The sequence below is a fragment of the Streptomyces sp. NBC_00620 genome (genome assembly GCF_026341825.1).
Lineage (GTDB): Bacteria > Actinomycetota > Actinomycetes > Streptomycetales > Streptomycetaceae > Streptomyces.
The window spans coordinates 2084161-2107489 of the sequence record NZ_JAPENY010000001.1; the positions used below are offsets into that span (position 1 = coordinate 2084161).

Below are 23329 nucleotides of genomic sequence, written 5' to 3' on the forward strand. Positions count from 1 at the left end.
CGGCCCGCCCCTGGACGTGGCTCCGGGGGCGGGCCGTTGTTGTCCGCTCCCGGGGACCGACACCCCGAGGCGGGCGCGCAGTCCTGGGAAAGGGCCCGGTGCGCCGTGCAGGAAAACCGGCCCGGGGCTGCGCTGTTTTTGAGCGTAGCGGGGTGTGCGCACCGTGGTTTCCGGACCGTGGTGTGCACACCGGAATGATCTTCTGGGGATTGCTCCTACCGTCCGGGCATGACGGCTTTCAGCATCGCGCAGACCGCGCGCCACCTCGGACTCTCCGACTCGGGCGTCCGCAAGATGATCGAGCGGCAGGAGCTGTTCCTCCTGCCCGGCACAGACTCGGCGAAGCTGGATGCCGAGCAGGTGGAGACCGTGCGTCTTCTGCGACGCGAGGCCCTGATTCTGGATCTGGCCAGCAAGCGGCAGACGCCGGTGACCTTGGCGCGTGATGTGCGCGAGCGCCTGTTCCCGCTGCGCGATACGACCGTGCTTCCGCAGTATGAGGCGGAGCGCCAGCGACTACGGCTGAGCCTCGTGCGGACCGAGGCGCGGCAGTTGTTCGGGGTCGCAGCGCTGACGGCGGCGTGCGTGAAGGACGGGTGCCGGTGGTGCTCGGCGCAGGACTTCGCGCGGATCTTGGGTGGTTGGGCGCCTGATGTGTACTCGGAGGGGTTCGCCGCGCTGTTCGACCAGAAACCGTGCGCGGTGTGCGGACCGCAGTTGTACGGGGCGGTGCTGGCCTCGTTGGCTACTCGGGTGCATCCGGGGCGTCATCGTCCGCCAGACGCCCGTGCGGAGGCTGCGGCGGCTGCTCTGCCCGCTGCTCCCGCGCCTCGCCCGCAGCGTGCTCAGCCGGTCCAGGACGGGGACGACGGGAAGGCGTTGGTCGCCCGGCGTCGGCGTGAGGTGCAGACGCGTCTCACCGCGGCGAAGCGGTCCGGCGATCAGCGCTACGCGATCCAGCTACGGCAGACCCTGAACGCGTTGACGGCGGACGCGGCCCGGGTGGACAGGCGGCCGGTCCCGGCCGGGGTGCTGCGCTGCGGGCACCTGCTCGCCGCGCGGTGCACGTGCCCGCGTCTCGCGTCGAAGCGGGGCCAGCGATGAGGGAGTTGAGCGGCAGTGACCGCGAGGACCTGATTGCTGCCGGGCGTGCGGCGCTGGCGCAGCTGGAGATTGCTTTCGATACGGCGATCGCGGACGTGGTGCAGCGGGTGGAAGCGGCGTCCGGGGAGCGGCTTCTTGCGCGCCGGCCGGGTGTCCTGGATGCGGGCTGGACGGACCTGGCCCGCATGTCCTGGCAGGCGTCGAACTTCGAGGGTGCGGTGCGGTTGCTGCGCCCGGTGATGGAGCACGACGAGCGGACGCTCGGCGCCGTGCTGAAGACCGCGAACCCCGTGCTGGTGCGGGATGTGACGCGGCATCTGGTCGAGGCCGGTGTGCTGCCGCACCCCGAGGAGGTGCCGCAGTGAGCGCGCCCCGGGACGACGAGCTGGTGGCCGAGGCGCAGGAGCGCGTGATGACGGTTCTGGACCGCACCAAGGAGAAGGTCGACGCCGTCATTCGCGAGGCCGAGGAGGAGGTCGACCGGATCCGGCGCGAGGTACACGCCGCGACGGGGATCGACATCAGCGGGGCGCCCTCGCCGGAGTCGCCTGCCGTCATGGACGTACAGCTTGGGGACCTCGCCATCCTGGCCAAGAACTGTCGCCATGTGCTGGCCGTTGTCGAGCTGTTGGGGGAGCACGTGCGGCTCGGGTCGACGCAGACCGTGGGCGCGGTGGCGAAGGCGGGTGTGGACCTGCAGACGGCGGCGGCGGCCGTGCATCACCTGCAGCAGTCGGGGTTCTTCGCCGGTGAAGGGGATGGCTCATGAGCACCCCCGCAGGCGGTGTTGTCGGCGACGCCAGTATCCGCGTCACCGCCGACACCACCGACGCCGACCGCGCGATGCGCGACTTCTCCCGCGATGCGCAAGGCAGGCTGCGGGACGTCCGCGGCCGGTTCGTGTCGGCGTCGGCGGCCGCGCGGACGATGGGCGTGAGCATCAATGCCGGCGCCAACCGCGGCGCCGTCGCTTTGAACGGTGTGGCGCAGGCGGCGCAGGGCCTGGCGGGAGCCGCAGCGTCGGCGGCCGCCTCGGTCGGCACTGGGGCCGGCGGCCTGGGCGGGGCGCTGAAGGGTGTCGGCGTGCTCGCTGGGGCGTCGTTGTTGCCTGCGCTCGGCGCGGTGGTGCCGATGATGGTCGGCGTCGGGGCGGCTGCGGGCACGCTGAAGCTTGCGTTCTCCGGGGTCGGGGACGCGGTGGCGCTCGCCGGTACCGACGCCGAGAAGTACCGCGAGGCCCTGAAGAAGATGGGCCCGGAGCAGCGGGACTTCACGAAGTCGGTCGTCGGTCTGAAGAAGGAGTTCGGGCCGATCGGCAAGGAGATCCAGAAGGCGACGCTGCCCGGCTTCACGAAGGCCGTGAAGGACGCCGCACCGGTCGTCGAGATCCTCGGCAAGTCGATGACCGAGATGGGCGCCGGGTTCGGGAAGGCGGCCGAGGGCGTCGGCAGGTTGATGAAGGACAGCGGCTTCCAGGGTGACTTGCAGGCCAACCTGAAGCTGGGCAACCAGTTCGTGCAGGAGATGACCGGATCGCTCGGCCCGTTCACGCGGTCCCTGCTCGACTTCGGCGCGGCCTCCGGGCCGACCCTGACGTCGTTCTCGAACGGGCTCGGCGGCCTGCTCTCCAAGGGTCTGCCCTCGATGTTCGACGGGCTGAAGGCAGGCATCCCCGGTACAGCGCAGATGCTCGACGGACTGTTCAGCATGGTCAACGACGCGCTCGGTGCGATCGGCCGGTTCGCCGGGGAGGCGGGCCGCACCTTGGGACCGCTCTTCGGGCAGACGTTCCAGGCCGGCGGCAGCGCAGTGGCTGGTGCTCTGGACACCTTGCGCAACGCCCTGATCCTGGCGCGCCCGCTGATCAAGGACTTCGGGTTCGGGCTGAAGACGATCCGCGATGTCGCAGCGATCGTCGGGCCGACCGCGAAGGACGCCGGGCTTGCGATCGCCGGTGCGTTCCTGCCGGTGGGCGACTCGGTGAACAAGGCGGTCGGTCCGCTGCAGAAGCTCAACATCTGGGTTGCCGAAAACAAGATCGGCATCTTGGAGGGTGCCCGGGTCTTCAGCGGCGCAATGATCACCATGACGGGCGCTGCGATCAACGCGGCTCCGATGATCATTCAGTCCTTCAAGATGGTCTCGCAGGGTGTGCTGACTGCCCTCGACGGCATCATCTCCGGCGCGGCCCACGCGTTCGGCTGGGTGCCAGAGATCGGAGGGAAGCTCAAGTCCGCCAACAAGGCCTTCGACGAGTTCAAGTCCGGCTACATCAGCAGTCTGGATACTGCGCAGAAGAAGGCCAGCGAGTTCGCTGCCTCGACTGCGCCGAAGCTGGCGTCAGGCAAGCTGCAGCTGAACATCAACAACTGGCAGTCGCAGATCGAGGAAGCCAAGGCGAAGCTGAAGACCGTCCCGCCGTCCAAGCAGGCGGCACTGCGGGCGACGATCACCGACCTGCAGGCGAAGGTCCGGCGCGCCAAGGGCGACCTCGCTTCGCTGCCCAGCAGCAAGACCGTCACGATCACCACGAACTACGTCAGGAACTACCTGGTCGGCCGTTCACAGCACGACATCGTGGGCGCGACTGGCGGTCTCTACACCGGGCGTGGCTTCAAGTACCGCGGCAAGGGCTACGCGGGCGGCGGTCTCGTCAACGGGCCCGGCACCGGGACTTCTGACTCGGTGTCCGCTCCCTGGCTGTCGAACAAGGAGTTCGTGGTCAACGCCAAGGAGACGGCGAAGCACCTGCCGCTGCTCCGGTCCATCAACGACGGCACGCTCGGCATGGCCGCCGGTGGCATGACCGGCGCAGGAGGCGACGTAGGGGCGGGGCTGGCTTCCGGGATGACCGGGGCGGTAGGCGTCGTCCTCGCTGCCGCACGGACGATGGCGGCCGCGGTCGAGACGGGCGTGCGGCAGGAACTCCAGATCTCTTCCCCCTCGCGCGTGACGAAGGCGTTGGCAAACGACGTCGGGAAGGGCTTCATCACCGGCCTGACCGCGTCCCGCGACAAGATCAAGTCTGTCGCCAAGGACCTCTCTGCCGACATCCGCGCGGCGTTCTCCGGCCGCAAGGAAACCGGCCTGGTGAGCATGGTCACCCGCGAAACGAACGAGCTCCTGGCCCTAGCGGCGAAGCGGGACGCGATCGCCAAGCGGATCGGGGAGGCGAACAAGTTCGCTGCGGATACGGCGAATGCGTCGCGGGCTACAGGCAGTCTCGCTTCGATCGTCGAGGCTGACGCGTACTCCCCGCAGTACGTCAAGGGCCAGATGCAGGCCTCGTTGAACGCGATCAAAGCGTTCACGTCGAACGTGGCCAAGCTGCAGAAGAAGGGTCTGAACAAGGACTTGCTCCGGCAGATCCTGGAGATGGGACCCGAGGCGGGCGGCGCGTTCGCCAAGTCGTTGGCCGGTGCGGACAAGGCGACGATCAAGCAGTACAACAGCCTCAACACACAGATCAGCGCCGCCTCGTCGAAGCTGGGTAAGTCGGGTGCGGACATGCTCTACGACTCCGGGAAGAACGCGGGCAAGGGGCTCCTTGCCGGGCTGAAGTCACAGCAGAAGGACATCGAGAAGCTGATGCTCTCGATCGCGAAGGGCATGCAGTCGGCGATCAAGAAGAGTCTCGGCATCAAGTCACCGTCGCGGGTCATGGACGCGGTGGGACGGATGACGGTCATCGGTCTGCAGGGCGGCATCGTGCGCACTATGCCCGCGGTCCGGACCGCCATGAGCCAGGTGGCCGCGACAGTCGCGTCCGGGATTCCGGCGTCGATGTCCGCGGTCGCCGCACCGGGCGTCAGCACACCGGCAGTGTCCTCGACACGCACAAGCAACCGCACGGCCGCCGTCATCCAGGCCGGAGACCTTCACCTGCACGTCCACAACGACGGCGTCATCGGCTCCCAGATCGAACTCGACAACTGGCTGACGAAGTCCGTGGACCGCCTCAGCCGACAGCGCCGCCTCCCCGCCGCCGTGGGAGGCCGCTGAGATGGCACGCCTGTACACGTGCGGCTGCGCTCCACAGGGCCGGCGCCCTGCCCCCTCCGGGCGGGGCGCCGGGCCCGTTGCATGCACCCTCAGCTCAGTACCCCTGAACCGTAACGTCCGTGATCTCTACAGACACCTTCGTGCTCGCCGAAGCGGCACTGATCAGAGACGGCGTGTAGTTCAGGCTCGTCTCGTCCGACAGCTCAGCCGTCTCGATGACCGGCCCGGACTCATCGCCACGAATCTCGTAGGTGATCGAGTAGACCGCGTCCGGATCGACCCCGTTCCAGGCGCCCACGTAGGACAGAGTCGGCTCGACCGTGATGTTGCAGCCCGCCGACCCGAAGCACTGCCGCTCGGTGGTGCGCAGCTCCATCGTGAAGTCGGCGGGGGTAAGGGCGGCGTACGTCTGCTCGGACTCCTCTGCAGCGGGCGCAGCAACGTCCTCGTCCGGGACGCTCGACGCGGCGGTGGTGGCCGGCTTGCTGTCGTCGTTTGTGGACTGCACGACGACGATGCCAGTGGTGATGATCGTGGCGACGATGGCGGCGGCGGCGCCGATGATGATCGCGTTGGTGTGGTTCTTCTTCGGCGCCGGCGCCTCGGGCGGGAGCGGCGGTGGGAAGTCGGGCGCGGGTGGTGGCGTGGTGTTGCTCATGGTCCCCCCATGACGGTGTGGTGGAGAGTCGCATCATCGTGGGGCGAGCACCGTTGTGTGGCAGGTATGGCCGTGTTGTGACCCTGCGGGGTGATGTGGGCGGTGTGGCCCCCCGAACGTGAGGGCCGCCCCGCCCCTGTTCGTACCGGGGGAGGCGGGGCGGCCGTGCTCTGGCCGAGGGAGGCAGAGCACCGGGTGACGCTGGCGGCGGACACGCGAACACCGCAGCGTCAGGGTTGGTCCCGCCCGCCCTCGTTGAGCCTGGGGGCCGAGGACGGGCGAGGCCTGGTCCCGCCCGTCCCCTGGGCGCGGGGTACGGGACGGGCGGGAGTCTCAGTGACGCAAGGAGACTTGGTTGCTCTGGGTGGGCACCCGCCGGCACCGCTTCACATGCAGGTACACGATCGTTCCGGCGAGCGAGGGCGAGTCGACAGGGTGCTCCGTGGATGGCGGCCCCTGGCGGATCGGTTGATCGCAGCGTCCGCAGATCTTCATCGGCCACCCCTTCGGGCCGCGCGCCCGGCCGCTGACCACTGGCGGCGCAGTGGCGCGGCCTGCGGGCACTCGCGCTCCGGGACGGTGCGGCACGTGTAGCACCTGGCGCAGTGGCTCAGGAGCTTGTTGTACTCGGCGGGCGCGATGGGCCGTATGACGAGGGGCCGGATCATGTCGCATCCACCTCCGGCCGGGGCATCGGCCGGTCGGCCAGCGGGACTAGGCCGTAGGACTCGCGGCAGGGCCGACACGCGAAGTGCCTCCCGGCGGTTCCCGGCCCGGAGCTGTGCTCGATCACATCGATGAGGCGCACGCCCCGCGCGAACCCCTGATGCCACGCGCACCAGCCGTACCCAGTGGGACTGTTCGCGGTGCCCGCAGTCTGCGTAGGCTCCGGCATGTCGACTCCAACCAGTCGGCCAAGCCCGGGGCCGTTCACGCGGCCGCCGGGTTTCCTTGTGTCTCCCGACGCTAGGAGCGTGAACAGCGCCGCCACCAGGAATGTGCACCGATGTACACGCGTCTTGTTTGCGGTCTTGACCTGCCAACTCGCCCGCATGACTGTGGTGTACATCCCTGAACACAACGAGCAGCGGAGGCGGCCATGGACCTACAGTTCATCGGGATCGACCCCAATACCGGCGACGGCGAAAGCCCCACCGTGTGGGTTGACCAGCAGGCGAAGGAACTCGTGCTCCAGGGCTGGAAGCCGGGCCCGGAACTCGAAGCGGAGTGCGCACGGTTCGAGGTGCCCGGCCACGCGGTGGGCGTCCCGGACCACGAGGCAGTGATCCGTATCCCCGCCAGGATGGTGCACATGATCAGGGAGGCGTGCGATGCCGTCGAGCGTCCCGACGTTCCCTGAACTCCTCGGTACGGCAGCGAGTACGGCCATCCACATGGAGATGCGTGACTCCTACGCCGTCGACTACGAGAAGGGCCCGTTCGTCGACTGGCGGGCGGGACTCCGTCACGACCCCGCGGACCGTGCGTCCTGGTGGCGGCCGTGGCTCGACCTGATCCAGGAGACGGTGGGCCGCGGCGTCGTCGTGCGCCGGGCCCGGATCGTGTCCGAACCGGTCAGCGAGTACACACGGTTCCTGTACGACGGAACGTTCACCAACGTCGCCGCGGGCGAACAAGTGCGGTGGCTGCCGCGCCGTCAGGCCTCGGACATCGCGCTGCCGGGCAACGACTTCTGGCTGTTCGACGGCCGCCTGATCCGGTGGAACCACTTCACCGGCGAGGGAGCCTCCGCCGGCGGCGAGATCAGCGAGGACCCGGCCGCGGCAAAGCTGTGCGCCGACGCCTTCGAAGCAGTGTGGGACCGCGGTGTCCCGCACGACCACTACAAGATCAGCTAGCGCGAAGGTGACCAGGCCAGCTCATGCCCATCTCCCCGTCCTCCTCGGCCCAGGCCGCACGCGAAGCAGTCGCCGGACGCCTGAAAGAACTCCGCGCCGACGCCGGGATCACTGGGCCTGAGCTGGCTTCGCGCTGCGGCTGGTCCCACCCGAAGACCTACCGGATCGAGGGTGCCCGCACACCGCCCTCGGCCGACGACATCCGCCGCTGGTGCGAGGCGTGCGGCGCCGGCGGGCAGGCCGACGACATCATCGCCCAGTCCCGTACCGCCGAGTCCATGTACATGGAGTGGCGGCGCAAGGTACGCACCGGCCTGAAGCAGCTGCAGAACAGCTACGTCCCGCTGTTCAAGTCGACGCAGATGTTCCGGGTCTACTCGCCCACCATGGTTCCCGGCCTGCTCCAGACCGAGGGCTACGCGGTGGGGCTGATGTCGTCGATCATGAGGTTCCGTGACATCCCCGACGATGTGGTGGAGGCGGTGGCGGCGCGGCTGGAGCGCTCGCGCATCATCCACGAGCCGGGGCGCCGGTTCGTGATGGTCGTCGAGGAGGCGGTGCTCTACTACCAGTTGGGCGACGAGGACGCGATGGCTGCCCAGCTCGGCCACCTGCTCACCGCTGGCGCTCTGCCGCAGGTGTCGCTGGGCATCATCCCCAGCGCGACGCGGGAGCGCCCCATGTGGCCTCACGAGGTGTTCCACGTGTATGACGAGAGCCTCGTCTCGGTCGAGCTACTCGCGGCCCGCGTCCAGGTCACCCAGCCGTCGGAGATCGCCCTCTACGTGGAGGCATTCGAGCAGCTGCGCGGCATGGCCGTGTACGGCGCGGACGCGCGCGCTCTGATCGTGAAGGCCATCGACGCGCTGCACTGACCACGTGCAGGGCTACCCTCCCGGCATGACCACCGCTGCCGTGACCCTCGCCTTGATAGCCGCCGCCCTGGAGATTTGGGGCATCTGGCGGACCATCAAGGACATCCGTACGGCACGCCAGCGCCTGGCGTCGTATCTGGATTTTCCGCGCACCGTGTACGGGTCGGCTCACGGCCTCTTTGGCGGCTTGAGGGCGACGGCCACTGGGACGGTGCACGGTCAGACGGTGGAGCAGCGCATCGAGGCTCTGGAGGCGGCACAGCTCGGTCTGCGTGACGAACTCGACCGTCGGGAAGAGGAGGCGAGGGAACGCCTCAGGAAAGAGTTCCAAGGCGCCCTGAAGGCTTCCGAGGAGACCATCGACGACCAGTTCACGAAGCTGCGGGGATACGTCGTGGGCGATGGTCAGACGTCCTGGGCCAGGGCGTACCGGGGGCCGATCGTGTTGGGTATCGGCATCGTGGTCGGCCTGGTCGGCAACATCTTCTCCACCCTTGCCTGATCGCAGAGATCAGGCAGGGGTGGAACCGCATAAGGGATGCGGTGTGTTGGCTGTGACCTGCAGGTTTGTGTGGGTGATGGCACTCGTATGGCACTCGGCGGGCGGGCGTGAGCAACGCGAAACGGCCCCCGTCCTCATCGAGGCGGGGGCCGTTGTCGTACGGGGAGGGAGGCCGGTCGGGGGAGGCTGAACCCTCTGTTTCCCGTTTCCTCGCCTCACCTAGACCGGCCTCCCTGCCCTCCCTGAACCCGCATATGTGCAGGTCACTCCGGGGGAGGGGGATCAGGGAGGCTTCGGGGAGAACTCCCCAGGATCTAGGCGGGTCCCTCCTCCTCGTCGAAGTCGTCGACGTCCTCCGCGAGGCGCTCCAACACGGCGTCTTGGACGCGGTCGCGGGCCACGACCATCACCCCGTTGGACTTGTACTGCTCGGCTCCGTACGGCTCCAGGGCGCGCTTCAGGTCCGTCGGGCCCCAGCTGCCGTATGCCTCCGGGTTCCGCGCGGCGAGCCGGTGCAGCACCTCCTGAGCGAGCACGCGCGTCTCATCGGCGAGGACCGCGGCGACGTCGGCGAGCGGGTCGGCCGGCTGGAACATCGGCTCGCCGACGACCGGGCCGCCCTCGTACAGACCCATCGCCCGCGCGACGACCGGGGTCACCTCGTCGACGCCCTTGTCGGGGTCACGCGCCACGTAGTGGGCGCGCACGACCTCGAACGGTTTGTTGCTGAACCCCACGGTCACGGCCGTGCCGACGTCCTCGCCCGGGATCAGGGTGGTGGCGGTGACGCCGGCCTTGTGGCGGCCGGAGCCGAGCAGGCCGTCGTTGGCCACGTGGTCGCCGACCGCGAACGCGACCCGGTGGGAGGTGTTGCGGGTGACGTCCCGCGGGAGGCTGTCCGCGGTCGGGGAGACCGTGACCCAGATGAGGGTGATGGCGGTCTTGCGGGCCTTCTTCATGACCTTGATGGCCAGCTCGGCGGCCTCTTTGCCGTACTCCTTGTGCATGAACAGCTCGTGGCACTCGTCGAAGACGACGACCTTCGGCCGCATCCGCGGATCCTTCAGGGCCAGCTCACGCGTCACCTTCGTGGCGCCTTCGCCGAGTTCCTCGAGCAGCTTGCCCCGCAGGGTGACCTCGTCGCGCAGGCTGCGCAGGGCTTTGAGCGCGGCGTGGATGTCCTCGTCGTCGTCGCCCTTGACCAGTGTCTTCAGGCGCGGCTTCAGCGGGTCGTAGTCCGTGTTGTACGCCATGACGTACGCCTCGACGATGACGATCGGATCGAGGATCGCGCCAAGCAAAAGGGCGATGACCAGCGACGACTTACCCGAACCCATGATCCCGCCGACCATGTAGTTCGCGGCCATCAGCTTCCCGATGATGGCCTCGCCGCGCTGCGAGATGGCGACCGGCACGCCCTTGAAGTAGTCGGTCGTGCCCTCCGTGAGCAGCGGCCACGGCGGGACCGGCCCGGACAGCGAGCCCTGGTCGGCCACCCACAGGTCCAGGGTGCCGGGCTGCTTCGGGGGCTCGGTCGGCCACACCTCGACCGGCTTGCGGAGCAGGTTGTGCGCGAGGACGCTCTTCTTTCCGCAGATCATTTCCACGGTGACGCCCATGGGCAGTTGCAACTGCGTGTGCCAGCCGTTCCCCGAGCGGGTGGTCGGCTGCTCCCAGCGCGGTTGCCACCCGTCCTTGATGGCCTTGTTGAGCGGGGCGATACCGAGGTTGCCGAGCGCCCGCAGGATGGCGCCCTCGTCGGGCACGACGTCCCGCTCGTCACCGCCGACCGGGAGTGCCCACGACGGGGCGGTCTGGCGGTGCCGGCCAACAGCCCACACTCCGGTGAGGGCGAGCCAGGGCAGCGAGTACAGCAGCGGCTCCCACAGCACGCCCGCGATGAGTGCGACCCATCCGACCAGCTCAATCACCGTGGCGAGCGGGGTGAGGACGTCTCGGACGTCGTGGTTGTACCAGGCCAGCATGATGCCGAGGACGAGCAGGACGCTGCCCGTGGCGAGGACTGCGGAGGCGATTGCTTTCGGGGCGTTGAGGAGCATCTGCAAGAGGTCCATGCGCCGCTTGTGGCGGGCGAACCGGTAGGCGTAGGCGCGCTGTTCCCACTGGCGGACGAGTTCCTCGTTCCCGGCGATCTCCGCGGCGCGCATCATGCGGGAGTGCATCGCGGTCGTGCGGGCTTCCCATGCCCGTCGGGTGAGGACGCGGGTACCCCCGAGTACGTAGGCGCCGTGGCGTACCAGGAGCCGGTACGTGGTGTGCTCGCGGGCCTCGACAACGACCCGGCGCAGGGCGTCGATACGGACGCGGCGGCGCGACCGTACCGCAGTCTCGGCAGGGCTCTTGACGGTGTCGGTCATGGTCAGCGGCCCCTCTGGTAGTCGCGCCACATCGAGCGCAGGACGAGCAGGCAGATGACGAGGGCGACGACGCCGATGGCCAGCACGACGAGCGCGATCGACAGGCCGATCAGGATGGCCACGATCACAAAGCCGACGATGACCAGGGCGACCAGGGCGAAGCAGCCAGCCCCCAGGTACGCGCCCCACGGGTACGCCTTCAGCGGCTGCAACGGCGCCTGAGCAACCTGGGCCGGCGCGTAGGTGGCGGGCGCCGCGTACATCGGGTTGCCCGCGAGGTCGTAGCCGATCTGCTGTCTCTGTACGGGCTCGGTCACGGCGCCCACCTCCGCACGCTCCGGGCCACGGACGGCCGGACCGCGAAGCCCACACCGAATGCGACGACGAGGGAGTTCGCGGCCAGCGCCAGGACGACCGACGGGCAGAGCACCAGGAGCAGACCGAGGAGCGCGCCGAGCAGAATCCACCTCATGAGCGGGCCTCCTGCTGCTCCGCGCGCGCGTCCATGCGGGCCTGCCAGTGCTGCCGGATGGGCTGCGCAGCCTGGTGGATGGCGAACCGTGCGACGTCCTCCGGCTTGCCGCGGAATGCGGTCGTGAGGACGTTCAGGTCCTGCCGCAGTTGCTTGCTCTCGGGGAGCACAAGACCGGGCGCAGGAGGCGCCACATCCGGGGGCGTCTCAGGCTCGACGGCGGGGGGCGGGTTGTGGAGGTCCCTGCGCACGGTTTCCTTGGAAACTCCCAGCTCGGAGGCGATCTCGGGCACGCTCATGCGGCGCTCGGCGAGGTGCGCGACGAGGATGCGGCGGGTGCCAACGGACATGCCGCTCATCGGCCACCTCCGAGGAGCGTGTCCAGCTGGTCGGCGAGGTCGCGGAGTTGGTCGGCGTGCGCGTCGAGTGTGGCCGCGAGTTCGTACAGGGCCACCGGGTCGAGGGTCTGGCTGAGCAGGCTCACCGACACCCCGGGCTCGCGGGTGAGGGTCTCGCCGTACGGGGACTGCACGAGGCCTGCGGTGCCGATCAGGTGCCCGTGGAAACGGAGTTCGACGTCGGGGCCGAGGTGCAGGGTGTCGACGTAGTCCTCGGGGTGCCGGTCCTGGTGGCCGATGCACCACGCCGGTTCGGGGATGCTGATCTCTCCCCGGTCGAGGGTCTGCAGGGTGACGGTGCGGGGCTCGCTCATCGGCCTTCACCTCGAGCGGTGTTCTCGTCGGCGAGGAACGCGGCTACGACGGGGAACTGTGTCTCGACCGAGCGGCGGGCCGCCTGGTCGGCGAGGAGGTCCGCCTCCTCGGCCGCGGCAAGTTCGGCGCGGGCCTGCCACGTCGGGTAGGTGAGCGGGTGCTCGGCCGTCCACTCGCGGAGGCGGGCCGTGTGGTGGGCGATGTCGTCGTGCTGCAGGAGCAGTTCGACGATGACGCGGGTGTCGGAGGCGCGGCGGGTGAGGAGGTCGGCGCGGACGGTGTCGTCGATGGGCCGGTGGGCGAGGGGTACGTCGAGGGCGTCGCGGATGGCGGCGAGGAGGTCGCGGACGGGCGCGTCGAGGGTAGGTTCCTGCATGGGTCTGGCTCCCTGGTTCGAGGGGGTTCGGGCCAAGGCCCCGGGCCAGCGGTGGAGTCGCTGAGCCCGGGGCCGTCTTGGTTGAGCTACGCGCGGGCCTGGTGGTCGGTGAACACCCGGTCTGCGAGCGCGTCGACCTGGTCCAGGAAGGACCGCAGCTCCGCGGTCTTCTGACGGACCGAGGCCGCGTCGGTGAACTCCGCGTTGCGGATGTAGACCGTGGCGCGCGGGTCGTCGCTGGACAGGCCGATCATTCCGGCGTCGAGGAGAGACTCGCGGCCGGTCTCGTCCATGACCTTCAGCAGGTCGTGGCCGCTGTGGTCGTAGTGCGGGCCGGTCTCGATGCAGTCGCGGTACACCGGGCAGGCGGCGGGCTGCCGCATGACGTTGAACTGCGCGATCAAGTCGGCAGCGAGCTGGCTGGCAAGCTCGACGGTGTACTTGTCCGGCACGGCCTTCTGCATAGCCGTGTGGACCGCATTGGGCGTAGCGGCGATGACCTTGACGAGGTCGAGGAGGATGCCCTCGTCCTCGGGGTGCTCGCGGGCGCCGACGTCGGCCAGCAGCTCGGCCACGTGCGGGTAGTTGCGGGCGATGTGCCGGTCCGCGGACTCGGCAGCGGCTGCGGTCTGGACGGCGTACGGCAGGTGGCCGGCCGTGTTGGTGTCGACGGCGGGGACGTGGTTGGTACGCATCAGGCAGCCACCACCAGGGCGACGCGGGCGAACGCGGCGGCCGCGGTCTTGTCCTTGGGGCGGTACGCCATCAGCCGGGCGGCGAAGGTGTGGGCGGTGTACAGCTTCACGGCGACGGTCTTGCAGACGCGGCCCTTGAGCTTGATGCGGGTCTCGCGGACGTCGTCGGCGATCACGCCGCGGGAGAAGGCCCCGGCGAAGCGGCGGGCGGTGGCGTCGTCCAGGCCGGCCGCGACGAGGCGGGTACGGACGGGCTGAGGGGTGCCAGCGGCGACGGCGCGAAGGGCGCGGGCGGTGGCGCGGGTCTCGGCCGTACGACGGCGGAGGGTGGCGCGGAGCGTACGGCGCGTCGCGCGGTGCTCGCGGTGGGTGGGAACATGCTTCACAGCGGATCTCCTGGTGATGTCAGGTGCTTCCGTCAGGCCCCCGGATCGGTGCTCTAACACCGCCCGGGGGCCGCTCCGTTTCCGGAGCGGTTAACCTTGTATCTACACAGTACTCGGAACCTTGTAGATACACAACCCCCGTGAGAGGATCCGTGTGTCTACAAGGAATGGGAGACCGATGGCCGAGCAGTCCGCGGGGGCGTCGAAGCGACACACGCCCGCCCGCCCGATCCGAGTGCCTGAGCTGATGTGGAAGGCGTACGGGCGTGTCTGCGAGCGGCTCGACACCGACCGCACGAACGACCTTCTGGGGCACATGAAGGCCCGCGTCCTGGAGCACGGCACCGACGAGGACAAGGCGGACCTCGCCCGTGCCGAGCAGGAGCTCAGCGAGCGCCGCGCGCGCAAAGGCGGGCGGCCGGCCCAGAGTTGAGATGGCACCGAGTGATGGCACCGCGCTGGCACCAAGTGGCCCGTACGCGTTCCGACGAGGACCAACCACGTCCGACGGCAATGCGGTTGTGACCTGCGGCGGAGCGTCTCGGCGAGTCGCGGCCCTTCATCCTCATACGAGGGGCAACACACTGCTAATGCGGTTTGGGCCTTCAAGCCCATCGAGGGTTCAAATCCCTCCGCCTCCGCACCAAGATCCGAAGCCCCGGCCCATCAGGTCCGGGGCTTCGGTGTAACCCCAGGCCAGAGCATGTTTGCCCAGCTCACAAGGGGTGCGGCAAACGGATTTCACATGGCGGCGGCAGTCATGTAATGTTCTTCCTGTCGCCGCGAGCGGGTCGAAAGCCCAGGAAACGGCACAAAAACAAAACAAGCACTCGTAGCTTAACGGATAGAGCATCTGACTACGGATCAGAAGGTTGCAGGTTCGAATCCTGCCGAGTGCACACAGGTCAAAGGCCCCGGATCACTCCGGGGCCTTTGGCGTTTCGGGGGCGTACAGCAGCGAAGTACAGCAACGGCTGATGTCAGCCGGTGGCGGTGCCGCCCATCGCTTCGGACAGCTTGCCGAGCGCCGCGCGCACCTGGTCCTCACTCGCCTCCGCGTAGACCTCCATCGTCATGGCGATCTGCGAGTGCCGCAGGATGCGCTGAGCGATCTTCGGGTGGACCTTGAGGGCGACCAGGAGCGAGCTGCATGTGTGCCGGGTGTTCCGTAGGGGGATCACTCGGAGCCCGGCGCGGCGGGACCGCAGGGCGAACATGCGGGTCAGGTTGCCCGGCTCGATCGGCGTCCCGTACTTCGTGGTGAAGACCAGGCGGTGGGTGTCCTGCCAGAGATCACCCGCCGCCTTCTGGTCCCCTTTCTGCTGAGCGCGGCGCATCCTCAGGGCCTTGAGGCAGAGTTCGGGCAGCGGCAGGAAGTCGTCCGACTCCTCGGTCTTGGTCTCCCGGTGGAGGATCTGACGGCCCGCACGCTGGATGTGGTGATCCACGTACAGTTCACCGGCTTCGGCGTCGATGGACTTCCAGGTGAGGCCGAGGACTTCACCACGTCGCAGACCGAGGCAGAGGACCAGGACCCAGGCCGCGAACAGGGGATCCTCGCGGGCGAGGCCATCAGCGAGGAACTGGCCTGCCTCAGCCGCGGACCATGGCTTGATCCGGCGGCGGCGCGGCTTGGGCACCTTGACCAAGGAGGCCACGTTCTTGGTGATCTCCTCCTCGGCCACCGCGTGAGTCAGCGCGGCCCGCAACGCATCACGGGCAGCCTGGATCACCCGCCGGGAAGGGTAGGCCTCGCAGCACTCGCCAACGGCACAGCACCGCCGCCGACTCGTGGCGCGCTTGGCATCCTTCCCCTGAGCACAGCACTGACAGATGCCGGCCAGCTTGGTCAGCCACTCGCGCACGTCCCGGACAGTGAGCTTGTCGAGCCGTTTCGTGCCGAGGTGGGGGCCGATGTAGAGGCGCACCGAGCCCTCGTACGAGATGTAGGAGAGCGGGGCGAGATTCGGCCTTACGATCGAGTCCAGCCAGTACGACAGGAAGGCCGCCACGGTGCGGTGCCGAGTCTGTACGGGTCCCTTGCTGGCGTCGGAGTGCAGGCGGATCCACTTTTCGTGGACGTCGTCGCGGGTCTTGCCGTAGACGTACTTCCGCTTGCGGTCGCCATCCGGGGTTGTCACCCAGGCGTAGGCCGCGAAACCGTTCTTGTAGGGGTAGATGGACCCTTCGCCGTTGCCTCGCTTCCCGCTCACGCCGACCACCTCTCATCGTCGGCGGTGCAGCGGTTGACGTACTCGTCCACCCAGGCCGGAAGGATGCGACGGTTGCGACCGACCTTCACGGAGCGGATCTCTCCGGCGAGCACGAGCGCTTTCGTCTTGGAGAGGCCGAAGCCGAGCATTTCGGCGACCTCGGCCGTCGTGTGCCACTTCCGGTGGATCGTCACCGAAGTCATGCGGTCGGTTCTCCTTCCGTTCCGGGGGCGGGTTCGAGGGTTGCGGCGAGCCAGGCTTCGGCGGAGGAGAGGCCGGTTCCGGCGAAGGCCCAGTGGGCGAGGACGTACGTCGTATCCGGCTCGGGGCCGTTGGCTGCTGCCTGCTCTCGGCGCCAGGCGGCGCGGGCGTCGCGGAGGGCGCCGAGAGTGGTGGAGTAGCGGCGGGACTTGGTGGAGAAGTGGCCGCGGAAGCCGAGCATGTGGGCCCAGGCTCGGAGCCGGAGGTCCTCTAAGTCCTTGCGGGCGCCGAGGGCCCAGGCGGTTCGGATGAGTTGGCGGGCGTGGTCGGTGATGTCGAGCTGGGCGAGTTCGGCGAGGAACTTCAGGGGGCGGTCCAGAGCTCCCGTGGCGGTTTCGGCGCCCTTGGTGGCGTACTTGGCGATGTAGGAGGCGACGGCCCGTTCGGTGAGTTCCTGGTCGCTGTCGAAGTCGGCGCTGCGGATGGTGCGTACGTCGAGCTGTCGGCCGAAGGTGAAGGTGTGGGCGCGTCCGTCGATGACCGGGCCGTCCACGTGGACGTGGGCAACGGCGGCGCTGATGGCGTCGGTGAGGAGTTCGGCGGTCCCCCAGGTCGGCGGTGGGGTGTTGCCGCCCTCGGGGCCGTCGATGCGGATGACGGCGTGGAAGTGGACGGCGCCGCGTTTCTGGTACTCGGCGACCTTGGCGAAGGACACCCGGGCGTGCCCGCGGAACGCGCGCTGTGAGAGTCCGGCGCGCTTGGCGACCTCCCGGCGCAGGTAGGTCGAGAAGCGGCGCCAGAGCGGACCGGCGTGCGCGTTCCAGAGGACGGCCGCTTCGTAGTCGTACGACTGTGGATTGAGCGGAGTGCCGAGTGCGTCGTCGTCCTGGTCGTGGTGGACGCCGCAGCGGCAGCGGCGTACCGAACCGGCGGGCCCGGTGGGGCGGTTGTGGACGGGGCCGAAGCTCGGCGCGGTGAAGGTGGCGAAGACGCGGGGGTGTGCGGCGACGCGTTCGGGGGTGCCCTTGCCTCCGCGGAGGCCGGAGGTGATCAGGTGGAAGGTGTCGCGGCGGTAGACCTCGGCGCAGGCTGCGCAGCGGGTCGTGCGGCGGTTGTTGCAGCGGACGAGGAGGTGACCGGCCGGGAGGGTGGCGGAGTCGAGTTGGTGGAGGACGTTGCCGATCTCGCCGGTGCGGGTGTTCACGTCGTACTCGGTGCGGTGGCCGTCGAGGCGGATCGGGTGGGTGCAGCCGCCGAGGCCGGAGAGCTGGCGGAGGAGGCCGGGCATGGTGCCGAGTGAGGCCAGTTCGCCGAGTTCGGACAGTGGGGGCGGGGTGGAGCGGGTGATGATGGCTTTCTCCTTCTGGCTTTGGTCAGGAGGGGTTGGGCCCCCGGGGCGGCGGATGCTTGGCGGTATCGAGGCCGTCCCGGGGGTCTGCTGATCAGCGGCTTTCAGCGGCGGTGCTGGTCGCGAAGCATCGAGCGCAGGACCACGGCGGCGATGGCAACGGAGATGGCCGAGACGGCGACGGCGGCCAGGAGCGCGGTCAGTACGACTCCACCGACGAGGACGGCCGCGACCGCTCCGGTGCTGATGGATATCTGCGGGACCGGCCGGCGCACGGGCGCCGGATCGGCCGGAGTATGGGCATGCGCGGGCGGAGGCGTCGGGCTGTCGGGGTACTTGGGCATGAACACAGCGGAACTCCTCTTATCTACTCGTCTAGTCGTGTGAGCCGTTTATGACGTCCACGCCGGAGCGGGTGCCGGACTCGATGACCGGAGCCATGAAGGTCTGTGAGAGCCAGAAGCCGAACAGGGCGATCACGACGACGATCCAGGTACGAACGCCGAGGAACTTGACCGCTCCCCAGGCGAAGAAGCCCAGGACGACGACAAGCGGCAGGCTGACAGTCAAGGGATGGTCCTTTCAGCGCACGGGGCAACGGTGGGTACGGGCCGCCAGTTCGGCGGCGGCGCGGCTGTCGTAGTCGGCGGAGAATCCGCAGCGCGGGGCGGTGCAGGCGGCGGTGTGCTTCTCGCGGCCCCGGCCGTCGTACGACGTGCCGACCTGAACGGGGCCGATGCGGGTGACGGAGCGGAAGCGGCGGTTGGCGGTCACGCGGATCTCCTTTCAGAGGTGAGCGGCGATGGCCTCGGCCATGGGTGCGGGAACGCCGAGTCGGGCGCGGAGGGTTGGGGTGTCGATGGCGGCTCCTGTACGGGCCTGGTGCTCGGCGGCGACCTTGCGGGCGTGCTCGACCAGGGCGGCTGGGACGGATACGGCGGGTGTTGTTTCCGGGGCCGGAAGCGAGGGTGACTCGGGTTCGACGTCGGCCTCCTGGTCCACGGCGTGCTCCACGGCTGTCGGCGCCGAGTGGGCGAGGAGCGTTCCGCCGAGGAAGGCGACCGCGGGCCAGCCCGCGACGAGGATGCGCAGCCAGGCCGGCACCTGGTCCATGTCGAGCAGTCCGGCGGTGGCGACGTTCGCGCCGAGTGACGCGGTCAGCGCGATGACGAACCAGCACCACCCGGCCACTTTCGCCTCACCGGTCCGCAGCCGACGCCAGGCGGCGACGAGCAGCAGGTCGACGGAGATGGGATACGCCCAAGCTTTCCACCCGTCCTGACCGGCCGCCGAAGCGATGTCGTGCAGGTGGGCGAAGGACAGCGCGGCGGCGATGACGGCTTGGACGAGCACCGCGTCGACGCGGGCCAGTTGGGCGCGCATGCTGCGGCTCCTTCCGGGTTCGGGCATGGGAGGGGTAGGGAGTTGGCGCGAGGCGGTCACGCCGACCGGGATCGGGAGGGGAAGGTCAGTCGGTCGCCGGGCGCGGCTGGACTAGCGGCGCCGGGAGCTGAACAGGTCGTACGGGTACGTCGGGGCGAAAGGGCTTCAGCGCGGGCAGGTCGGGCGCCAGGTGCGCGGACTCCCGGCAGACCTCGGCGGCGTCGCCGAGAGACAGGTACGGCGTACGTATGCGGGACCAGCCACCGGACGTGTCACCGGCCACGGCCAGGCCGGGCCGTTCGGGAGCGATGGCGCAGGCGGCGGAGACCGCTTCGGGGGCGATGTCACCGAGCGCCATCTTGGCGGAGGCTTCGTCGTTGACGCGGTGGCAGACGCGGCCGGTCAACTGGGCCCGCAGCATGGTCGCGCCCTTGCCCAGCTCGGCGCCGAACCGCTGTCCGCAGACCTCCAGGCAGATACCGGCGGCACGGCCGAGCTGAGCGAGCCGGATGAGCTGGGTGACCATCTCGTCGCGCCGTTCCTCGTCCTTGCGCGTGGCGACGAGGAAGAGTTCGGCGACCTCGTCGACGAACAGCACGATCGGTACTGGGCGTTCGTGGTCGGGCAGGCCCCAGACGTCCGAGGTGATCTCCTCGGCGGGCATACCGGGCGCGATGCCCTGCCGGGCCTTGATCAGGTCGTATCGGTCCTCCATCTCCTTGATGAGCACCGGCAGCAGTTCGGCCGCCTGCTCCGGGTCGGTGGCCAGCGCCGAGAGCCGCGGGGCGAACGGCGCCAGTTCGACACCGCGCTTGCAGTCGATGCCGACCAGGGCGACTGGTTGCCGGGCGAGTCCGGTGACGAGGTGGCGCAGGTACATGGACTTGCCGGACAGCGTTGCGCCGAGGGTGAGTTGGTGGGGAACGGTTCGGTAGTCGCGTACGAACGGGGTCGCGTCCTCCCGCAGAGCCACGGGGACCTTGAGGAGTTCGGACACGGTCTTGCGTGGCATCTTCACATTCCGCAGGACGTCGAAGCCGACGAGCCGGAGTTCGACCACACCCGGCTTGACGGTCGTGACGTAGACGGCGTGAACTCCCCATGCGTGCCGCAGTCGTTCGGCCGAGGCGGCGACGTCGGCGGGTTCCTGCCCGGGGGCGAGCCGCAGACGAAGCCGCAGCCCGGTGGACGTAGGGCGGATGATGCCCCGACGCGGCGGTACGGGACGGACCTCGCGGCGGGTGGTGGCTTTGACCGCCATGACCCGCAGCCGGGAGGGAGCCACGGTCAGACCGCACGCTTCCATGACCGAGCTGTACGAGGTGAGCAGCCGGGCCGTGGATATCGGCAGGCCGACCGTGGACCAGTAGATGCCGGGGTGTTGTGCTCGGGCGTAGGCAGCCCCGCCGCCGAGCGCGGCGACAGGACCACCCACCTCCAGAAGCGTCGTCAGATCGGTCATCAGGCCGTGGCCCCTATGGCGGCCGGGAAGGCAGCCGGGGTGACGGCGGCCGCCCGGAACGCGATGCCGTGCCGCTGCTGCCCGTTGAACACGCTCTCCCACGGCCGGGCGACCAGCCCCGGCAGCGAGACGGGAGCCCCGAGGGCGAGTCCCTCGGAGACACCGCTCTCGGGAACGGTGACCTTGATGAGCGAGGACTCCCCGTCCTCGATGTAGACGACGCCGAGCGTCATCAACGCTTCGCCGCTGACGGCGTCCTTGGCGATCTCGCCGGTCTGACGGTCACGGACCTTGGGCTCAGGGGCTTCGGTCAGCAGGATCGTCGAGGCGGAGGTCTCCACACGGATGGTGCGCAAGATTTCTTCCTATCTACTCGTCTATATGAGTTGCAGTCTTCGAACCCGATCTCCGGGAGCGACGACCACCCTGCCACACAACTTGCCCACTCGTCTATACGAGTATGCCTGTTGGGGTGTACGAGTTCGGAGAAGGAGCCTCGCGCACCACCGCCGGTCATGCGATCACGTCGCCGGGAGCTGGTACGACAGCACGTAGGCATCAGCCGCCATGACCGTGTCGCAGACCTCCACGGCCCGCCCCTCGGTGTCGTACGCGGTGCGGATCAGGTGGATCACCGGCACACCAGCAGCCAGCCGGAGCGTCTTCACCTCGGTCGGCGAGGGCATCCGGGCCCTGATCTCCTCCTCGAAATGGTCGAGGCGGTGGCCCAGTTCCTCGAGGCGGGCATAGATGCCGCCCGGGCCGGGGTTGGGCTCGGCGATCGGGGTGTCCCGCGCGATGTCCAGCGGGAGGTACGAGGTAGCGAACTCGACCGGCTTCCCGTCGAGCAGATACCGGCGACGCCGCGCGAGCACGCGCCGTACGGACCCGAGCCGGGCGGAGATGTCCTGACTGGCCTTCTCCTCCTTGACCTCCAGGCTGTCGACCTGGGGGTGGCTGCCCGCGGCGTCGGCCTCGACGATGAACGCGGACTTCCCCTGCTCGCGGTGGCGCCGGGCGAACCGGTCGGAGGCCAGCCGGCGGACGGGCGGGCGCGGTCGCACGAAGACGCCCTTGCCGTGCTCCGCGTGCACCAGGCCCTCGCCCTGGAGGATGGAGAAGGAGTTTCGAACCGTCATACGGGAAACCCCGTAATGGTCGACGAGCTCGGCTTCCGAGGGCAGCTTTTCGCCCTCCGTGAATCGCCCACGGTCGATGGCCTCGCGCAGCTGGTCGGCGATCTGCCGGAACACCGCACGATCGCTCGTGGGGTCCAGATCGCCGAGCTGGCTGGTCGGGAGTGAGGTCACGTTTACTCCTTTAGGTATCTAGACGAGTGGGCGAGTTTTGTTGCTACGGTGGAGAGCCTAGCCATCCGAGAGGGCCGAGGAACGTGAGCACTGACCGTCCGCACTCCGTGAGCGTTGCCGGAGTCATCATTGACGACCAGGGCCGGGCCCTTTTGATCAAGCGTCGCGACAACGGCCAGTGGGAACCTCCGGGCGGCGTTCTCGAACGCGACGAAACCATTCCCGAGGCACTCCAGCGCGAAGTCCTCGAAGAGACCGGAATCAGGGTCGCGGTTCCCGCGACCCTCACCGGCGTCTACAAGAACATGACGGGCCTGATCGTCTCTCTGGTCTTCCGCTGTGAGGCCGCCGACGGGACGCCCACCACGGGGGACGAGACCCGCGCACTCCGCTGGGTCACCCGCGAAGAAGTCACCGAACTCGCCGACGAGGCATACGCGATCCGCGTCCTGGACGCACTCGACTCCCTGGGCGGGGTATCCCCACCCGCCATCCGCGCCCACGACGGCGTGAAACTCGTCTAGCCCGAACCCGCTGCACACGGCGGCCTACCAGCATAAAGGAACTTGTATGCACGAGTATACGAGCACTGCGCGGGTCTGGGGGCTCACTTGCCCAGGATTTCCGGAAGAGGTGAGCAGGGCCCGCCGCTGGACGCGGGACATCCTGTGCGGTTCGCCGCTGGCCGAGGACGCCGAGTTAATCGTCAGCGAGCTCAGCGCGAACGCGATCCTGCACACGGCGAGCGGCCGGGAGTCCGGCAGCTTCCATCTCGCGCTCGCGGTGTCTTCGCAGGTGGTCGCCCTGTCGGTGACGGATGACGGGGGAGCCGGTACGGCTCCGAAGGTCGAGCACCGGGACCAGGAGGCTGAACACGGCCGGGGGTTGGGCATGGTCAGCGCGATTGCCCACCGTGTTGTGGTCCACGACAGCGACGGCGGCCACACGGTCACCGCGGAGCTCTTCACGGACATGCACCCGGGAGGGCACCCATGCTGACCAACGGCACCCGGCCGGGCTTCTGGTGCGAATGCTGGACCCAGGACCTCACAGAACAGGAGCAGCGGCCGACACTCCGGGCGTCCTTCGACGCGTACTCGCCTCCCCAGGCGGACAGATGGGTTGCTGTCGCACTGCGGACGATCTCACCGGCGCTCGATCCCGAGGCCTCCGACGAAGCGTGGGTCTGGCTCTATCAGGGTCGTATCGCAACACGCCATGCACTCCTACACGGAGAGCCCTGCACGGTCGCGATCACCCATGGCACCACGCGCATCACCTGGACTATCCGACCAGCGATCTTCCTGCCGCTTGCACACCGACAGTGTGCCGAACTCCCAGCATGCGCATACGACTTCAAGCCCCACGCGTCCGACTGAGTTACAACTTTCT

At 68.8% G+C, this 23329-nt stretch carries 31 protein-coding genes and 1 tRNA gene; 13 read left to right on the forward strand and 19 right to left on the reverse strand.

What is annotated here, in order from left to right:
- Positions 1-228: 228 nt before the first annotated feature.
- Genes OG246_RS09560 through OG246_RS09575 form a run of 4 tightly spaced genes read left to right on the forward strand, consistent with a single transcriptional unit; the run spans position 229 to position 5106 of the window.
- The gene (locus tag OG246_RS09560; protein WP_266458724.1) at positions 229-1104 is read left to right on the forward strand and encodes a hypothetical protein; all 876 of its coding nucleotides are present in this window, start codon (positions 229-231) and stop codon (positions 1102-1104) included.
- Positions 1101-1469, forward strand: a complete 369-nt coding sequence (locus OG246_RS09565; protein WP_266458726.1) for a hypothetical protein — start codon at positions 1101-1103, stop codon at positions 1467-1469. The genes OG246_RS09560 and OG246_RS09565 overlap by 4 nt, the downstream gene beginning before the upstream one ends.
- Positions 1466-1873: a hypothetical protein gene (locus OG246_RS09570; RefSeq protein WP_266458729.1), complete on the forward strand. Its 408-nt coding sequence runs from the start codon at positions 1466-1468 to the stop codon at positions 1871-1873. The genes OG246_RS09565 and OG246_RS09570 overlap by 4 nt, the downstream gene beginning before the upstream one ends.
- Positions 1870-5106 (forward strand): hypothetical protein, encoded by a 3237-nt coding sequence (locus tag OG246_RS09575; protein WP_266458732.1) that lies wholly within the window; start codon positions 1870-1872, stop codon positions 5104-5106. Before OG246_RS09570 ends, OG246_RS09575 begins: the two co-directional genes overlap by 4 nt.
- A 94-nt stretch (positions 5107-5200) precedes the next feature.
- Here OG246_RS09575 and OG246_RS09580 read toward each other — a convergent pair whose 3' ends face one another.
- Positions 5201-5764: a hypothetical protein gene (locus OG246_RS09580; RefSeq protein WP_266458735.1), complete on the reverse strand. Its 564-nt coding sequence runs from the start codon at positions 5762-5764 to the stop codon at positions 5201-5203.
- A gap of 1099 nt (positions 5765-6863) precedes the next feature.
- On the opposite strand from OG246_RS09580, the gene OG246_RS09590 reads away from it, so the two are divergent.
- The 4 genes from OG246_RS09590 to OG246_RS09605 are packed head-to-tail and all read left to right on the forward strand — an operon-like array spanning position 6864 to position 9000.
- Positions 6864-7124 carry a hypothetical protein gene (locus OG246_RS09590; RefSeq protein ID WP_266458737.1) on the forward strand — a complete coding sequence of 87 codons (261 nt, stop codon included), beginning with the start codon at positions 6864-6866 and terminating at the stop codon, positions 7122-7124.
- Positions 7096-7623 carry a DUF6879 family protein gene (locus tag OG246_RS09595; protein ID WP_266458739.1) on the forward strand — a complete coding sequence of 176 codons (528 nt, stop codon included), beginning with the start codon at positions 7096-7098 and terminating at the stop codon, positions 7621-7623. Before OG246_RS09590 ends, OG246_RS09595 begins: the two co-directional genes overlap by 29 nt.
- A 23-nt stretch (positions 7624-7646) precedes the next feature.
- Entirely contained in the window at positions 7647-8498 is an 852-nt protein-coding gene (locus tag OG246_RS09600; protein ID WP_266458741.1) for a helix-turn-helix transcriptional regulator, read from the forward strand.
- Between the two features lie 25 nt (positions 8499-8523).
- Positions 8524-9000 (forward strand): hypothetical protein, encoded by a 477-nt coding sequence (locus OG246_RS09605; protein WP_266458744.1) that lies wholly within the window; start codon positions 8524-8526, stop codon positions 8998-9000.
- Positions 9001-9314: 314 nt separating this feature from the next.
- Here the strand turns inward: OG246_RS09605 and OG246_RS09610 are convergent, their stop codons facing one another.
- The 8 genes from OG246_RS09610 to OG246_RS09645 all read right to left on the reverse strand — a co-directional run bounded on the left by OG246_RS09610 (position 9315) and on the right by OG246_RS09645 (position 14020).
- Positions 9315-11378, reverse strand: coding sequence for a cell division protein FtsK (locus OG246_RS09610; protein ID WP_266458747.1), 2064 nt, complete (start codon positions 11376-11378; stop codon positions 9315-9317).
- A gap of 2 nt (positions 11379-11380) precedes the next feature.
- Positions 11381-11695 carry a hypothetical protein gene (locus OG246_RS09615; RefSeq protein ID WP_266458751.1) on the reverse strand — a complete coding sequence of 105 codons (315 nt, stop codon included), beginning with the start codon at positions 11693-11695 and terminating at the stop codon, positions 11381-11383.
- Positions 11692-11850: a hypothetical protein gene (locus OG246_RS09620; protein WP_266458754.1), complete on the reverse strand. Its 159-nt coding sequence runs from the start codon at positions 11848-11850 to the stop codon at positions 11692-11694. Before OG246_RS09620 ends, OG246_RS09615 begins: the two co-directional genes overlap by 4 nt.
- Positions 11847-12200: a helix-turn-helix domain-containing protein gene (locus OG246_RS09625; protein ID WP_266458757.1), complete on the reverse strand. Its 354-nt coding sequence runs from the start codon at positions 12198-12200 to the stop codon at positions 11847-11849. Before OG246_RS09625 ends, OG246_RS09620 begins: the two co-directional genes overlap by 4 nt.
- Before the next feature lie 5 nt (positions 12201-12205).
- The gene (locus OG246_RS09630) at positions 12206-12562 is read right to left on the reverse strand and encodes a hypothetical protein (RefSeq protein WP_266458760.1); all 357 of its coding nucleotides are present in this window, start codon (positions 12560-12562) and stop codon (positions 12206-12208) included.
- Complete coding sequence (locus tag OG246_RS09635; RefSeq protein ID WP_266458763.1) at positions 12559-12939, reverse strand: hypothetical protein; 381 nt, start codon at positions 12937-12939, stop codon at positions 12559-12561. The genes OG246_RS09630 and OG246_RS09635 overlap by 4 nt, the downstream gene beginning before the upstream one ends.
- Positions 12940-13025: 86 nt before the next feature.
- The gene (locus OG246_RS09640; RefSeq protein WP_266458765.1) at positions 13026-13634 is read right to left on the reverse strand and encodes a hypothetical protein; all 609 of its coding nucleotides are present in this window, start codon (positions 13632-13634) and stop codon (positions 13026-13028) included.
- Complete coding sequence (locus OG246_RS09645) at positions 13634-14020, reverse strand: hypothetical protein (protein WP_266458768.1); 387 nt, start codon at positions 14018-14020, stop codon at positions 13634-13636. The genes OG246_RS09640 and OG246_RS09645 overlap by 1 nt, the downstream gene beginning before the upstream one ends.
- Positions 14021-14198: 178 nt before the next feature.
- On the opposite strand from OG246_RS09645, the gene OG246_RS09650 reads away from it, so the two are divergent.
- Together OG246_RS09650 and OG246_RS09655 are read left to right on the forward strand one after the other, a co-directional pair.
- The gene (locus tag OG246_RS09650) at positions 14199-14453 is read left to right on the forward strand and encodes a hypothetical protein (protein WP_266458771.1); all 255 of its coding nucleotides are present in this window, start codon (positions 14199-14201) and stop codon (positions 14451-14453) included.
- Positions 14454-14846: 393 nt separating this feature from the next.
- Positions 14847-14919: transfer RNA gene (locus OG246_RS09655), tRNA-Arg, on the forward strand.
- Positions 14920-15000: 81 nt separating this feature from the next.
- Here the strand turns inward: OG246_RS09655 and OG246_RS09660 are convergent.
- The 10 genes from OG246_RS09660 to OG246_RS09705 all read right to left on the reverse strand — a co-directional run bounded on the left by OG246_RS09660 (position 15001) and on the right by OG246_RS09705 (position 21937).
- Complete coding sequence (locus OG246_RS09660) at positions 15001-16242, reverse strand: site-specific integrase (RefSeq protein WP_266458773.1); 1242 nt, start codon at positions 16240-16242, stop codon at positions 15001-15003.
- Positions 16230-16436, reverse strand: a complete 207-nt coding sequence (locus OG246_RS09665; protein ID WP_266458776.1) for a helix-turn-helix domain-containing protein — start codon at positions 16434-16436, stop codon at positions 16230-16232. The genes OG246_RS09660 and OG246_RS09665 overlap by 13 nt, the downstream gene beginning before the upstream one ends.
- A complete protein-coding gene (locus OG246_RS09670; protein WP_266458778.1) occupies positions 16433-17722 on the reverse strand; it encodes a replication initiator in 1290 nt (429 codons plus the stop codon). The genes OG246_RS09665 and OG246_RS09670 overlap by 4 nt, the downstream gene beginning before the upstream one ends.
- Before the next feature lie 164 nt (positions 17723-17886).
- Entirely contained in the window at positions 17887-18132 is a 246-nt protein-coding gene (locus OG246_RS09675; protein WP_266458780.1) for a SpdD protein, read from the reverse strand.
- Between the two features lie 25 nt (positions 18133-18157).
- Complete coding sequence (locus OG246_RS09680) at positions 18158-18352, reverse strand: hypothetical protein (RefSeq protein ID WP_266458782.1); 195 nt, start codon at positions 18350-18352, stop codon at positions 18158-18160.
- 12 nt (positions 18353-18364) lie between these two features.
- Positions 18365-18556 carry a mobile element transfer protein gene (locus tag OG246_RS09685; RefSeq protein WP_030673588.1) on the reverse strand — a complete coding sequence of 64 codons (192 nt, stop codon included), beginning with the start codon at positions 18554-18556 and terminating at the stop codon, positions 18365-18367.
- A gap of 12 nt (positions 18557-18568) precedes the next feature.
- Complete coding sequence (locus tag OG246_RS09690) at positions 18569-19165, reverse strand: DUF2637 domain-containing protein (protein ID WP_266458786.1); 597 nt, start codon at positions 19163-19165, stop codon at positions 18569-18571.
- 85 nt (positions 19166-19250) lie between these two features.
- Positions 19251-20627, reverse strand: a complete 1377-nt coding sequence (locus OG246_RS09695) for an FtsK/SpoIIIE domain-containing protein (RefSeq protein WP_266458789.1) — start codon at positions 20625-20627, stop codon at positions 19251-19253.
- Positions 20627-20983: a hypothetical protein gene (locus OG246_RS09700; protein WP_266458791.1), complete on the reverse strand. Its 357-nt coding sequence runs from the start codon at positions 20981-20983 to the stop codon at positions 20627-20629. The genes OG246_RS09695 and OG246_RS09700 overlap by 1 nt, the downstream gene beginning before the upstream one ends.
- Before the next feature lie 165 nt (positions 20984-21148).
- A complete protein-coding gene (locus tag OG246_RS09705; RefSeq protein WP_266458793.1) occupies positions 21149-21937 on the reverse strand; it encodes a GntR family transcriptional regulator in 789 nt (262 codons plus the stop codon).
- A 107-nt stretch (positions 21938-22044) separates the two neighbouring features.
- On the opposite strand from OG246_RS09705, the gene OG246_RS09710 reads away from it, so the two are divergent.
- The 3 genes from OG246_RS09710 to OG246_RS09720 are packed head-to-tail and all read left to right on the forward strand — an operon-like array spanning position 22045 to position 23316.
- Positions 22045-22461, forward strand: a complete 417-nt coding sequence (locus OG246_RS09710) for an NUDIX hydrolase (protein ID WP_266464024.1) — start codon at positions 22045-22047, stop codon at positions 22459-22461.
- Between the two features lie 46 nt (positions 22462-22507).
- The gene (locus OG246_RS09715) at positions 22508-22936 is read left to right on the forward strand and encodes an ATP-binding protein (protein ID WP_266458795.1); all 429 of its coding nucleotides are present in this window, start codon (positions 22508-22510) and stop codon (positions 22934-22936) included.
- Positions 22930-23316 (forward strand): hypothetical protein, encoded by a 387-nt coding sequence (locus tag OG246_RS09720; RefSeq protein ID WP_266458798.1) that lies wholly within the window; start codon positions 22930-22932, stop codon positions 23314-23316. Before OG246_RS09715 ends, OG246_RS09720 begins: the two co-directional genes overlap by 7 nt.
- Positions 23317-23329: the final 13 nt, after the last annotated feature.

Excerpts from the sequence above, each read along its gene's own strand:
- OG246_RS09595 (WP_266458739.1), top strand. The coding sequence starts at position 7,096 with ATGCCGTCGAGCGTCCCGACGTTCCCTGAACTCCTCGGTACGGCAGCG.
- OG246_RS09630 (WP_266458760.1), bottom strand. The coding sequence starts at position 12,562 with ATGAGCGAGCCCCGCACCGTCACCCTGCAGACCCTCGACCGGGGAGAG.
- OG246_RS09635 (WP_266458763.1), bottom strand. The coding sequence starts at position 12,939 with ATGCAGGAACCTACCCTCGACGCGCCCGTCCGCGACCTCCTCGCCGCC.
- OG246_RS09580 (WP_266458735.1), bottom strand. The coding sequence starts at position 5,764 with ATGAGCAACACCACGCCACCACCCGCGCCCGACTTCCCACCGCCGCTC.
- OG246_RS09605 (WP_266458744.1), top strand. The coding sequence starts at position 8,524 with ATGACCACCGCTGCCGTGACCCTCGCCTTGATAGCCGCCGCCCTGGAG.
- OG246_RS09690 (WP_266458786.1), bottom strand. The coding sequence starts at position 19,165 with ATGCGCGCCCAACTGGCCCGCGTCGACGCGGTGCTCGTCCAAGCCGTC.
- OG246_RS09620 (WP_266458754.1), bottom strand. The coding sequence starts at position 11,850 with ATGAGGTGGATTCTGCTCGGCGCGCTCCTCGGTCTGCTCCTGGTGCTC.
- OG246_RS09560 (WP_266458724.1), top strand. The coding sequence starts at position 229 with ATGACGGCTTTCAGCATCGCGCAGACCGCGCGCCACCTCGGACTCTCC.
- OG246_RS09600 (WP_266458741.1), top strand. The coding sequence starts at position 7,647 with ATGCCCATCTCCCCGTCCTCCTCGGCCCAGGCCGCACGCGAAGCAGTC.
- OG246_RS09610 (WP_266458747.1), bottom strand. The coding sequence starts at position 11,378 with ATGACCGACACCGTCAAGAGCCCTGCCGAGACTGCGGTACGGTCGCGC.
- OG246_RS09590 (WP_266458737.1), top strand. The coding sequence starts at position 6,864 with ATGGACCTACAGTTCATCGGGATCGACCCCAATACCGGCGACGGCGAA.
- OG246_RS09625 (WP_266458757.1), bottom strand. The coding sequence starts at position 12,200 with ATGTCCGTTGGCACCCGCCGCATCCTCGTCGCGCACCTCGCCGAGCGC.
- OG246_RS09640 (WP_266458765.1), bottom strand. The coding sequence starts at position 13,634 with ATGCGTACCAACCACGTCCCCGCCGTCGACACCAACACGGCCGGCCAC.
- OG246_RS09715 (WP_266458795.1), top strand. The coding sequence starts at position 22,508 with ATGCACGAGTATACGAGCACTGCGCGGGTCTGGGGGCTCACTTGCCCA.
- OG246_RS09565 (WP_266458726.1), top strand. The coding sequence starts at position 1,101 with ATGAGGGAGTTGAGCGGCAGTGACCGCGAGGACCTGATTGCTGCCGGG.
- OG246_RS09670 (WP_266458778.1), bottom strand. The coding sequence starts at position 17,722 with ATGCCCGGCCTCCTCCGCCAGCTCTCCGGCCTCGGCGGCTGCACCCAC.
- OG246_RS09665 (WP_266458776.1), bottom strand. The coding sequence starts at position 16,436 with ATGACTTCGGTGACGATCCACCGGAAGTGGCACACGACGGCCGAGGTC.
- OG246_RS09720 (WP_266458798.1), top strand. The coding sequence starts at position 22,930 with ATGCTGACCAACGGCACCCGGCCGGGCTTCTGGTGCGAATGCTGGACC.
- OG246_RS09575 (WP_266458732.1), top strand. The coding sequence starts at position 1,870 with ATGAGCACCCCCGCAGGCGGTGTTGTCGGCGACGCCAGTATCCGCGTC.
- OG246_RS09695 (WP_266458789.1), bottom strand. The coding sequence starts at position 20,627 with ATGACCGATCTGACGACGCTTCTGGAGGTGGGTGGTCCTGTCGCCGCG.
- OG246_RS09650 (WP_266458771.1), top strand. The coding sequence starts at position 14,199 with ATGGCCGAGCAGTCCGCGGGGGCGTCGAAGCGACACACGCCCGCCCGC.